This is a genomic window from Streptomyces sp. NPDC005963 (assembly GCF_040638655.1).
Lineage (GTDB): Bacteria > Actinomycetota > Actinomycetes > Streptomycetales > Streptomycetaceae > Streptomyces.
On sequence record NZ_JBEXVD010000020.1, the window covers coordinates 1 to 12,001 of the forward strand.

At 70.3% G+C, this 12,001-nt stretch carries 7 protein-coding genes; all 7 read right to left on the reverse strand.

What is annotated here, in order from left to right:
- Positions 1–91: 91 nt before the first annotated feature.
- The 7 genes from ABZ348_RS23960 to ABZ348_RS23990 all read right to left on the reverse strand — a co-directional run bounded on the left by ABZ348_RS23960 (position 92) and on the right by ABZ348_RS23990 (position 11,972).
- Entirely contained in the window at positions 92–907 is an 816-nt protein-coding gene (locus ABZ348_RS23960; protein ID WP_358936248.1) for an alpha/beta hydrolase, read from the reverse strand.
- Entirely contained in the window at positions 904–5,508 is a 4,605-nt protein-coding gene (locus tag ABZ348_RS23965; RefSeq protein WP_358936250.1) for an amino acid adenylation domain-containing protein, read from the reverse strand. The genes ABZ348_RS23960 and ABZ348_RS23965 overlap by 4 nt, the downstream gene beginning before the upstream one ends.
- Before the next feature lie 97 nt (positions 5,509–5,605).
- Entirely contained in the window at positions 5,606–5,830 is a 225-nt protein-coding gene (locus tag ABZ348_RS23970; RefSeq protein ID WP_358936251.1) for an MbtH family protein, read from the reverse strand.
- A 68-nt stretch (positions 5,831–5,898) separates the two neighbouring features.
- On the reverse strand, positions 5,899–7,635 hold the full coding sequence (locus ABZ348_RS23975) for an ABC transporter ATP-binding protein (RefSeq protein WP_358936253.1): 1,737 nt from the start codon (positions 7,633–7,635) through the stop codon (positions 5,899–5,901).
- A complete protein-coding gene (locus ABZ348_RS23980; RefSeq protein WP_358936255.1) occupies positions 7,632–9,593 on the reverse strand; it encodes an ABC transporter ATP-binding protein in 1,962 nt (653 codons plus the stop codon). Before ABZ348_RS23980 ends, ABZ348_RS23975 begins: the two co-directional genes overlap by 4 nt.
- Positions 9,590–10,813 carry an MFS transporter gene (locus ABZ348_RS23985; RefSeq protein WP_358936257.1) on the reverse strand — a complete coding sequence of 408 codons (1,224 nt, stop codon included), beginning with the start codon at positions 10,811–10,813 and terminating at the stop codon, positions 9,590–9,592. Before ABZ348_RS23985 ends, ABZ348_RS23980 begins: the two co-directional genes overlap by 4 nt.
- Positions 10,814–10,952: 139 nt before the next feature.
- Complete coding sequence (locus tag ABZ348_RS23990; RefSeq protein WP_358936259.1) at positions 10,953–11,972, reverse strand: ABC transporter substrate-binding protein; 1,020 nt, start codon at positions 11,970–11,972, stop codon at positions 10,953–10,955.
- Positions 11,973–12,001: the final 29 nt, after the last annotated feature.

Consider the following 12,001-nt stretch of genomic DNA (forward strand, 5'->3'; position numbering starts at 1 on the left):
GCGGGCCCGACTCCGTGAACTCGTCGACCGGGCGGCCCAGGGACTGCTTCCTGCCCGAACGGTCTCCCCCAAGCGACCGCAGCCGCAGTTCTCACGGCCCCGTCAAGAATTCCACCAGCAGCCTGTTCACCTCCGCCGGGCGTTCCAGGTAGCCGAAGTGCCCGGTGTCGGCGACCACCTCCAACCGGGCGCCGGGAATGGCCTGCGCCATCTCCTCGCCCAGATGCGGCGGGGACAGCCGATCGTCCGCGAACGAGACCACCAGGGTCGGCGCGGTGATCGCGGCGAACGCGGACACGCTCGGCGGGAACCCCGTGAGCGCCGCGGCGAACTGTGCCCGGACCCCTGCCGAGGGCGTCGCCGGGGCCATGCCCAAGATGGCGAGCCAGTCCTCCGCCTCGATCTCCTCCCGCAGACTCGCCGGTGACAGGTTCGCCAGCGCACCGAGTGCAGCCCGCACCTCCTCGGGCAGGACGACTCCGTGGTCGTGCAGGGCGATCTGGGCGTGCGAGAACGCCGAAAGGGCCGCGTCCGTACGTCCGCGGGTCGCCAGTACGGCCAGCCGCCTGACGAGATCGGGTCGGGTCAGCGCCAGGTGCTGGGACACCCGTGCACCGAGGGAGGTCCCCACCACATGCGCCGGGCCTCCGGCCACCTTCTCCACCAGGCCCGCGAGGTCGTCGGTGAGGTCATCCAGGGTGAAACCCCCGGGGCAGGGCGAGCTGCCGCCCACACCCCGGGCATCGAAGATGATCACCCGCAGTCCCGCGGCGACCAGCGCGGGCACCTGATGCGCGCGCCACACCCGCCCCGGCGACCCCGCCCCCATGACCAGCACGACGGGTTCCCCGCTGCCGAACTCCTCGTACGCCAGGGTGGTTCCACCGAGGTCGATGGTCTGCGTCATGCGCCCGTCCTCTCGTTCTCCGTGACCGCTGCGGCGAGCGCGGTGAGCGCCCCCCGCCACAGGGCGGCCAGATCATGGATGTCCCCCGCGTCACAGATGCCGGGGTCGTACCGCCACAACGCCTCCACCACCGGACCGTCCGGCCCGGGATGGATCGCGCAGATGACCTCCAGCGGATACGGCTGGGCCGCGTCCGGCTCGCTGTCCTGCGGGAAGACCTCCCGCAGTGCATCGTCGACCACCAGCGTCCACGGCCGGTCGTCATCGACGGCCACGACCTGGTCCAACCGGCCCAGATAGCTGAAGAACACCTCGGCCTCCACGGCGACCGCAGCACCTAGCAGACCGTGGTCGAACCCGCCGTGCGGCACGGCCGCCAACTCTCCCGCTACCTTCCGCAACAGCAGCAGTGCGGCCCCACCGTCGGCCTGCGCACCCTCGGAGGTCAGCCGCTGGTTCGCCCCCGCATCCAGGACCACGGGGTGGAACACATTGAACCAACCCACGGTCCGTGAGGTGTCGACGGTGCCGTCGACGAAGGGGCCGACCAGGTCGTCCCGTCGTCCGTGCCCCTCCCGCACCACGGTCAGTCCGCTGTCCACCGGATGCCCGTGGCGCTCCCGCCAACTGGCTTCGGCGAGCGCCACCGCCGTGAGCAGCGCACCTTCGGGAGTGGTGAGCGCCGAACGCAACAGTGCCGCCGTGGTGGTCGCGTCCACCGTCACCCGGTGGGACACCAACCGGCCCCGCGTGTGCACGGATGGATCGGCGGCCCGACGCGCGAGCCTCGGTGCCCGCCCGTGCTCCCGCACCACGCCTTCCCAGTACGCCGACTGGTCGCGCAGTTCGGCTCCGCCGGACCGGGCGGCCAGTGCCCGGGACCACTCCACCATGGAGGTGTGTTCCCGGAGCAGCGGGGCATCGGGGGAGCCGTGGCAGGCCGCGAGGTCCTCCAGCAGGACGTGCCAGGACACGATGTCCACCACCGCATGGTGAACCGCGAGGAACAGGCGCCCCACCCCGGTGTCCGTCTCCCGCAGGAAGGCGCCCACCATCATGGCGCCGCCGTCCGGATCGAGCCGCTCCCACACCCGTTCCGCGCTCTCCAGCACGATCTGCGGCGTCAACTGCCGATGTTCCTCCACCGCCAGTACGGCGGGCACGGCATCCGGCGCGCTGGCGACCAGCGCGAGTCTGCCGTCCGGGTCGTGCACCGTACGCGCCGACAGTTGCGGATGCGCGGTACGCAGACGCTCCAGCACCCGGCTGACCTCGTCCGCGGTGATCCCCGTGGGCAGGGAGATCAGCTGAGACTGGGCGAACCGCCGGTAGGAGCCGAGTCGCTGCATCCAGTCCAGCGCCGGAGTGCGCACCAGCGCGGGCTCGGAGCCCCCGTCGACCGCCGCACTCGCGTCCGCGGCCTGGGCGGTGCTCACGGCCCGTGCGAGTTCGGCGGCGGTGCGGTGCACCGCGATCTGGCGGGGGGTGCAGTGCAATCCGGCCCGTCGCAGTTCGCCCACGAGCGTGATGGTGGCGATGCTGTCCATCCCGCGGTGGAACATGTCGTCGTCGACGCCCAGATGCGGCTCGTCGAGGAGGGCGCGCGCCGCATCGAGCACGGTGCGCTCGGCCTCGGTCGACGGTGCTCGGGAGACGTCCGGGGACTCCCCGCCCCCGCTCGGTCGCGGCAGGGCCCGCAGGTCCACCTTGCTGTTGACCGTCAGCGGGAAGGCGTCCAACTCCACCCAACGGGCCGGCACCATGTAGTGCGGAATGCGCCGGGCGAGATCCTCCCGCAACTCCACGTGATCCAGCCGTACACCAGTGGCCCGGACCTCCTCGGTCGCGACGACATACGCGACCAGGACGCGACCCTGTGCTCCCGACTGCGCCACGACGACTGCCCGGGCCACATCGGGCCGGGTCTCCAAGGCGGCCACGATCTCGGCGAGTTCGATCCGATAGCCGCGGATCTTCACCTGGTCGTCCGCCCGCCCCAGGAACACCAGTCGACCCGCCGCGTTGCGCCGGACCACATCGCCGGTGCGGTAGAGCCGCTCCCCGGTGACCGGGTCCGGTACGAACCGTTCCGCGGTGAGCCCCGGACGGGCCTGGTAGCCGCGCGCCACCTGGAGTCCGCCGAGGTACAACTCACCGCGCACCCCGATCGGAACCGGCCGCAGGTCCGGGCCGAGCACCTGGGCCGACGAGCCCGGTGCGGCGCTGCCGATCTGGGGTTCCTCACCCGCTACGACGCGTGCGTTGACGGCTTCCACGGTGATCTCGGTCGGGCCGTAGAAGTTGTGCACCCGGGTGCCCTTGAGCCCGGCCAACACGTCCCAGACGCTCCGGGGAATGTCCTCGCCGCCCAGGGCCAGGATGGCCAGGGGGCAACGGTCGCCCTCGATCAGTCCCGCCTCCGCCAACCGCCCGAGCATCGAGGGCGAGGTGTCCAGCATGTCCACCCGGTGTTCGCGGATCTTGCCCACCAGCCGATGTGGATCGCGCTGGTCCTCCTCGTCGAGCAGGACCACGGTGTGTCCGCTGAGCAGGGCGAGTTGTGGTTGCCAGCTCGCGTCGAAGGCGAACGACCAGCCGTGCCCGACCCGCAGGATCCGCCCGGTGTCGCCGACGGCCGGTCCGTAGATCTCCTCCCGGTGGGCCTCCAACAGTGCCAACAGCCCCCGGTGGGTGGCGATGACGCCCTTCGGCTCACCCGTGGAACCCGAGGTGAACACGGTGTGCACCGCCTGGTCGGCGGCCGTGGTGCCGGTGAGCCGTTCGGTGCCCGCCGCATCGTCGGCGGGGGCTTCCCGCCCCGTCGAACAGCGCTCGCCCTGCCACCACTCCGCTTCGCCGGGCTCGGCGATGAGCACCCGGGCCCCCGCCAGTTCGACGATGGTGGCATTGCGGTCCTGCGGTGCCGAGAGGTCGAGCGGTACGAGGGTGCCCCCGGCCTTGAGCACACCGAGGAGGGCCACGAAGAACTCCTTGGTCCGCGGCAGCGCCACCGCGACCCGACCCTCCGGCCCGATGCCCAGCGCGCGCAGCCTGTGTGCGACGGCGTTGGACCAGCGGTCCAGCGTTGCGTAGTCGATTTCCCCCGTGGTGTCGATGACGGCCGTACGGCGAGGGTGCCGATCGGCGACCCGTTCGAAGGCGCGGTGCACTCCGTGGTCGGCCGATCGATCCTGCCGGGGTGGTGCGGTGATCCCGCCGGCGAGTGCCCTGAGCTCGGACGCCTCGTGCGGCAGCAGTACGTCCAACTCGCGGTGCGTGCGCCCGGGATGGTGGGCGATCTCCTGCACCAGGTGCAGGAACCGTTCCGCGAGCCGTCCGGCGTCCAGCCCGCCGAGGAGGGCGTCGACGTGGTCGACGTTGACGTACAGACGTCCGTCGAGGAGGAAGGGGACCACCGTCAGCGGATAGTGCGTGTAGCTGTCCATCAGGACCGGTGCCATCTTCACCCCCTCGCCGAGGTCGAGGGTATCCCGCGCCGTTCCCTTCGGTGTGTTGTGGAAGATCATCATGGTGTCGAAGAGATCACCCGCGCCGGCCTCGCGCTGGATCTCGCTCAACCCCACATAGCCGTGCGCCCGCTGTTCCGCGGCGTCCCGCTGAACGCGTCGGCACAGTGCGTCGAGCGGCTCGTCGGGCCGGAGCGAGATCCGTGCCGGGACCGTGTTGATGAAGAGTCCGATGGACGACTCGATGCCCGCGACCTCTTCGGGCCGGCCCGAGACCGTCACACCGAAGGTCGTGTCCTGTCTGCCGGTCAGCCGGTGCAGCAACACCGCCCAGGCCACCTGGGCGACCGTGTTGACCGTGAGGTTGAGCGAGCGCACCCGGGCGAGCAGCGCATCGAGCGCAGGCCCCTCCAGGGAGCGCATGGTCAGCTTCGGCAGCGGAGCCACTCCCGGTGGTGCCGTGCTCGCGACCACCGTCGGTTCGTCCACCCCGGCGAGCATCTCCCGCCATCGACGCAACGAACCCTGCCGGTCCTGCCGTTGCAACCAGCCGATGTACTCGGGGTACGCGGGGGAGGGCACGACGGGCTCACGACCGTCCTCCTCGTACCGGTCCGCGAGCTCCCGCCAGAACAGCGGTACGGACCAGCCGTCGAGCACGATGTGGTGGAAGACGACCAACAGCCGGTGGTGGTCGGGACCGAGCCGGGCCAGGGTGGCCCGCAGTGGCGGCCCCTCCGCCAGGTCGAACGGCTCGTACTGAGCGGTGTGGACATGGGCCTGGAACTCCTGGGCGGTCATCTCCACCTCCCGCCACGGGTAGTCCACGACCCGGGGGACCAGTTGCACCGGATGCGGCAGCCCCTCGTCCCAGAACCGTGCGAGCAGATGCGGATGACGGGCCAGCACTGCGGTGAGGGCGCGCCTCAGCCGTGCGGTGTCCAACGGGCCGTGGAAGTCGGTCAGTACGGCGATGGCGTAGATGTCCGCCGCACCGCCGGTGCCCGGACCCCCGGCGTCGCCGGGAGGCCGCGCCGGTGCGTTGTGGAGCATCCTGTTGAGTGAGTACAGCCCCCGTTGGAGGGGACCGAGTGCCAGGACGTGGACGATGTCCTGCTTGCCGCTGGGGGCCACCGGGTGTTCCTCACCTCTCGCTGACGATCTGTCGTTCATGGTTGGGCGCGTTCAGGGTGAGGGCCGGCCGCGATCCCGTCGCGGCCGGCCCGACACATCAGTGCGCGGCGTCGGCTGCCATGGCCTCACGCAGGCTCAGCGGACGCATGTCGGTCCAGTTCTCCTCGATGTACTGGAGCACCTCCGCGCGTGACGCCTCGCCGAACACCGTCCGCCAGCCGGGCGGCACTTCGCGGAACACGGGCCACAGGGCGTACTGCTCCTCGTCGTTGACCACCGCGAGGAATCGGCCGTTCTCGTCGTCGAAGGGGTTCGTGGACATGGTGGGTTCTCCCTGGGGTGAGTGGTGGAGCGGCGGGCCCTGCCGGGCCACCGCGCGGTGTGACCGGGTCAGTGGGGCGTGAGCTTCCAGGCATCAGCCTGTTCGCGCAGTTCCACGAAGCGACGGTAGGTGCCGTCGTGTGCGAGGAGTTCGGTGTGGGTGCCCGACTCGATGACGCGTCCCTCGTCGAGGACGATGATGTGGTCGGCGCTGCGGACCGTCTGGAGCCGGTGGGCGACCACCAGGACCGTACGGTCCTCGGCGAGTTGGGTGATGGCCTGCTGCACCAGCCGCTCGTTCTCCGCGTCGAGGGAGGAGGTCACCTCGTCGAGGAGGACGACCGGCGCGTCCTTGAGGAGGGCACGGGCGATGGACACCCGCTGCTTCTCGCCCCCGGACAGGGTGGATCCGCCCTCGCCGACCCGGGTCCGCCAGCCGTCGGGCAACCGCTCGACGATCTCGTCGACCCGCGCGAGCCGCGCCACCCGCTCCAACGCGTCCCGGGTCGCACCGGGCTTCGCCAGCAGGATGTTGTTCTCGATGGTGTCCTCGAACAGATAGGGGTCCTGGGACACCAGGGACAGTTGGCGCATCAACGCCTCGGTGCCCAGTTCCCGGATGTCCCGACCGCCCACGAGCACCGTACCGGCACCGGGGTCGAGGTCGTAGAACCGGGCGATCAGGGTGAGGACGGTGGACTTGCCGGCCCCGGAGGGCCCCACCAGGGCGGTCAGTGTGCCCGGAGCGGCGCTGAACGACAGCGAACGCAGGACCGGCCGCTCGGGCTCGTAACCGAAGGTCACCTTACGGAACTCGACCGTCGGCGCGCCCGCCGGAGCGGGGTCCTGCGGCTCGGGCAACGGCTCCAGGGCCAGCACCTCCTGGAACCTGCGCATTCCGACCGCAGCGATCCGCAGTCCGCCCGCGACCTCGGCCACGGCGGTGAGCGGCTCCACGAACCGTACGGCGAGGACCATCACCGCCAACAGGACCGCGATGTCCCCGCCTCCCGTGAGGGCCAGATGCACCACGAGGGCCAGGACGACCGTCAACACGGTCTGGAGGGCGAGGAACAGGGGTGCGCTCGCCGCCGAATTGCCGAGGACCATCCGGCGGGCCTGGGCGTCCTGTTCGGCGAAGGCGGCGCCGAGGGGGCTGCCCTCGTCCAGCGTACGGCCGTAGGCGCGCAGCACCGGCTGCTGCGTGGCGTACTCCAGGACGTGCGCCGAGGCACGGTTGGTGCCCGCTTCCCAATCGTTCTCGACCCGCTCGATCACCCGCAGGTACAGCCGGTACGCGAGGAGGGGCAAGGGTGCACCGAGCAGCAGGGCGAGACCGATCTCCCACCGGATGACGAGGGTGACCGCGATGATCGTCGCCGGAGTGACGAACGCCGTGATGACGGGGGCGATCAGATGCGCGGGTGCGGTGGCCACGTCGATGGCGGTCTTGGTGACGAGCCGGTTGACGCTCGCCGAGCGACCGTTGCCGAACCAGCCGAGGGGAATGGCGGTCAGGGTCTCGCCCAACCGGGTGTGGAGGAGCCGCAGCAGCCGGCTCGACAACTCGCCCGAGCGCAGGTGGTTGCTCAGGATTAGCAGGTGGTGGGTGACGACGAGGGCGGCGAGCACCCCCGTCCAGGTCCAGGTGCTGTCCCAGTCCTCGGTGAACACGGCGCTCAGCAGGGGGATGAGGGTGGCCCCGGCGAGCCCTTGGAGGACGGCCGCAGCGGTGATCCGCACCAGTAGGGCGCGCAGTTGGCGCTGGCCGGCGTCGTCGAGCAGGGAGTGGAGATCACGGATCATCGCGCTGTGGGTCCTTCCCGGCGGTCGCTGCGGTCGTCATGGCCGGTGCTCGGGTCGGTCGCTGTGGACGCGGACTCCTCCGTTGTGCCCGTTGCATCCGTTGCATCCGATGTGTCCGACCCGCTGGGTTCGCCCCCGCTGTGGGCGGCCCACAGCGCCGGGTAGAGGCCGCCGCCCGCCAACAGTTCGTCATGGGTTCCCCGAGCGGCGATCCGACCGCCGTCGAGGACGACGATCGAGTCGGCGTGGCGGATCGTGTGCAACCGGTGCGCCACCACCAACACCGTCTTGTCGGCGGCGAGCGCGTTCAGTGCCTGCTGGATGCTGGCCTCGCTGTCGGGGTCGACGGCGGAGGTCGCCTCGTCGAGGATGAGGACGGGCCGGTCGGCCAGGATCGCCCGGGCGATCGCGATGCGCTGGCACTCGCCGCCCGACAGGGTGGCGTCGGTGCCGACGACGGAGTCCAGCCCCTTGGGCAGCCGTTCGATGACATCGGCGATATGCGCCGAGCGGGCCGCGCGCATCACCTCCTCGTCACTCGCGTCGGGGCGGGCGAGCCGGATGTTGTCCCGCAGGGACACCCGCAGCGGTGTGGTGTCCTGGAAGACGAAACCGACGTGTCCGTACAGGTCGGCGAAGGGCAGCCGGCGCAGGTCGGTGCCGTCGATGGTGACCCGGCCGGCCGCCGGGTCGTGGAAGCGCGCCAGCAGCTTCGCCAGCGTCGACTTGCCGGAGCCGGACGGGCCGACCAGCGCCGTCATCGTGCCGGGTGCGAGCGTGAGGTCGATGTCGCGCAGCGCGGAGGTCTCGCCGTACGAGAAGTCCACCGACTCGAAGTGGACGGTGGAGCCGCCCGCAGGCAGACGCGGACCGTGCGGCACCGAGGGCAACTCCGGTTCGGCCAGGATCTGTCGCACCCGGTCGGCGGCGCCACGGGCGGCCAGCAGTGCGTGGTAGTTGAAGCCCACGGCCAGGACGGGGGCGGGGATCGCCAACCCCAGCACGATGAACGGCAGCAACTCCAACGGACCGTCGAGCCAACCGGCACGCAACAGTGCGGCGCCGGCCGCCGTGGTGGTCAGCAGCAGGGTCATCGGAGAGAGGGCGATCTCCATGAAGGTCGCCCCGGCCGAACTCGACTTCATCCACGCGTAGTGCCTGCCGTCGAAGTCGTCCGCGGCCTCCCGGTACGCCTCGTGGGCCCGCCCGATCGTGCCGAACGACTTCACCTCGGTGATGCCATCGACGAAGCCCACGGTCACCGAGCCCAGCCGGCCCAGCGACCCCGCGTACTCCACCATCTTCTCGGTGGTGCCACGGGTGGCGATCTTCAGCCCGAGCATTCCCGCGGCCACCGGCAGCAGGGTGACGACCGTCATCAGCGGGTCACTCAGCAGCAGGTAGCCGAGGATGGTGGCGGGCACGACGACGGCCGTGGTCAGTTCGGTGACCGAGTGCGCCACCAGGTGGTGGAGCGCCCCGACGTCGTCCTGCACGGCCTTCTTCACCAGACCCGAGTTGCGCTCGGTGAACCAACCCAGCGGCACCCGCCCGAGCCGGCGCACCACCGCCCGGCGCACCGAGGAGCCCAGGCGTACGTCCGCGAGGTGGGAGACGGTCGATGCGGCGAGCATCAGCACCAGACGCAGGGCGAGCGCACCCGCCGCGATCCATGCAGCGGTCCAGGCCGCACCCTCGTCCACGGTGCCGCCGGTCACCTTGGGCAGCAGTACACCGGCCAGTTCCACCAGACAGATCAGCGGTACGACGCCGGCGAAGGCGGCGACGGCCGCGAAGGCCGCGCTGACGCCCAACTGGGTGCGCACTGGGCGCAGCAGCGCCCCCAGGGTCGCGGGGGCGTCGCTGGGCGCGGTGGGGGTAGGTGGATCCTCCGTCACGGGGGCCGTGGAGTCGGGGGCATCGACGGGGGCGTCGACGTCCGTGGTCGTCGGGTTCACTGAGGTGCTCCTTGCTGGTGGTCGGCGCCACGGGGTACGGCGGTGGGGGACGGCTGCCGGAAGGCGAGGGTGATCAGTCCCAGCGCCAGGACGGAGGTCACGGCCGTCGCCACGGGCAGCCAGCCGGCGCCGACCCGGGAGACGATGACCCCGCCGAGCGCCCCGCCGAGGGCGATGCCGAGGTAGCCGAAGCTGGTGTTGAAGGCCAGGGCCTGGGCGGTGAGGTCACCGGCCACCTGGTGCAGTCGGGTCTGGACGGCGGGCGAGCTGAGGTAGGCCAGGGCGCCCCACAGGGCGACCAGGGGCAGGAAGACGACCAGTGAGACCGGTCGGATCCACCACAGCGCGGCCAGGGCGAGCACCACGGCGATGAACAGCCCGAGGCCGAGCCGGATGGTCCTGTCCGCGCCGAGCCGGTCGGTCGCGTATCCGCCGGCGAACACCCCCACCGTGCCGGCGATCCCGAGAACGGAGAAGACCAGGCTCCGCACTCCGTCACCGGCGGTGAGCACCCCTTGGAGATAGGGGACCAGATAGGTCAGCAGCATGATCGAGCCCATGATGGCCAGCCCACCGCCGGTGAGGGCGAGCAGGATCGGGCGGGCGGACAGCGCACGCAACTGCTGCCGCAGCGGCAACGGGACCGACGGCTCGGTGGCGGGCAGGAAGAAGGCGACGAGCAGCAGGCTCACGGCGCCGAGAGCCGCCATCGTTCCGAACGTGGCCTGCCAGTTAAAGGTGGTGCCGATCCAACTGCCCAACGGGACGCCGAAGGCGATGGAGCCGGTGACACCGATCGCCAGGACCGACAGATACCGGCCGCGGCGCTCCGGGGGAGCCAACTCGGCGGTACTGGCGAAGATCAGCGGAGTCGCCCCCGCGGCGGCGAGGGCCGCGACGATCCGCAGCGCCACCATCACCGCGTAGGAGTCGATCGCGGTCGCGACCAGATTGGCGGCGGTGAACACGGCCAGGGAAGTCAGCACGACCGCGCGCCGCGCGACATGGGACAGCAACAGTCCGGCCAGGGGTGTGACGAGTGCGATCGTCAGCGAGAACACCGTGACGAGCTGACCGGCGACGGCCTCGGAGACCGAGAGCCCCGCTGCCAGCTCGGGAAGTATTCCCGCGATGACGTGGTCGTCCGTGTAGAACGTGAATATCGACAGGAACAACGCGATGAGCCACAACGGCGCCGCGGTTCCTTTCCCCTCTGCCACCACTTCTCCTGACCGGTACGGATGTTGTCGGAACAATGTCTGAACAAATGTCGGAACGGTTGTCGGAAACTGTTGTTGGAACTGCCGGGGTGGATCGTGGTGCCCCGGCCCCACGCCGGGGCACCACGAGGAACGGGATCTACTTCTTGGTCTCCGACAGGTACGTCTGCCAGACCTTCTGGACGTTCGCCTGCGAGGTGAGCTCACCCTGTCCGGAGGCGAGGTTGTTCAGGTCGTACGCCGAGGCGTAGAAGGCGAATCCGGACATGCCGTACCAGATGTCGGCGTCCGGGATGACGACCTTCCCCTTGAGCTTGGCGAAGGTCGGCTTCTTCTGGAGCGCCGCCGGGTCGTAGTAGGCGCCCTTGGGGATCACGATCAGTTCGGCGTCCTGCTCGGGCAGGAACTCCGACGACAGCGGCACCGAGTAGCCCTTGACCTCGCGCTGCTGGAAGGTCGGCCGGGTGAAGCCGGCTTCCGCGATGAGGGTGGAGATGGGGACGTGCGGAGGCATGGTGAAGTCGTTCTGCCCGAAGGAGTTGCCGAGCAGGGAGAGGGTCTCGTCACCCGCGGCGGCCTTGTTGGCGTCCGCCGGCTTCTTGAGCAGCGCCTCGGTCGCGGCGACCTGCTTCTTCCCGACTTCCTCCTGACCGAAGTAGCCCGCGGTCTTGGTGACGATGTCGCGCCAGGTGCCCTCGATGGGGAGGACAACCGTGGGCGCCAGCTTGATGAGCTTCTGGTAGCCGACACCCGTAGGCCCGGCCGCACCGGTGCCCACGAGCAGGTCAGGGGCGTCCGCGGCGAGCTTCTCGACGGAAGGAACGGTTCCCACCGTCACATCACGCAGTTCGACGCCCTCGGCCTTGAGGATCTCCTGGGCACGGGGCTGGGCGCTCGCCTTGTAGACGATCTTGGGCTTGATGCCGAGGGAGACCAGGGTGAGCCCGGCGACCTCGTCCAGTGCGACGACGGACTTCGGCGCGGTGGGCACGGCCAGGGTGCCGACCGCGTGGGTGATGGTGCGGGTCTTCTTCTCAGCGGCGGCCGTGGTACCGCCCTTGTTGCCTTCCTTGCCGTCCTTCTCCGATGACGTTCCGCAGCCGCCGAGGAGCAGCGGTGCCACCAGGGCCGCTGCGACAAGGACACGACGCTTTCTCATGGTTCTTCTTCTTTCGCTGTTTCTTCTTC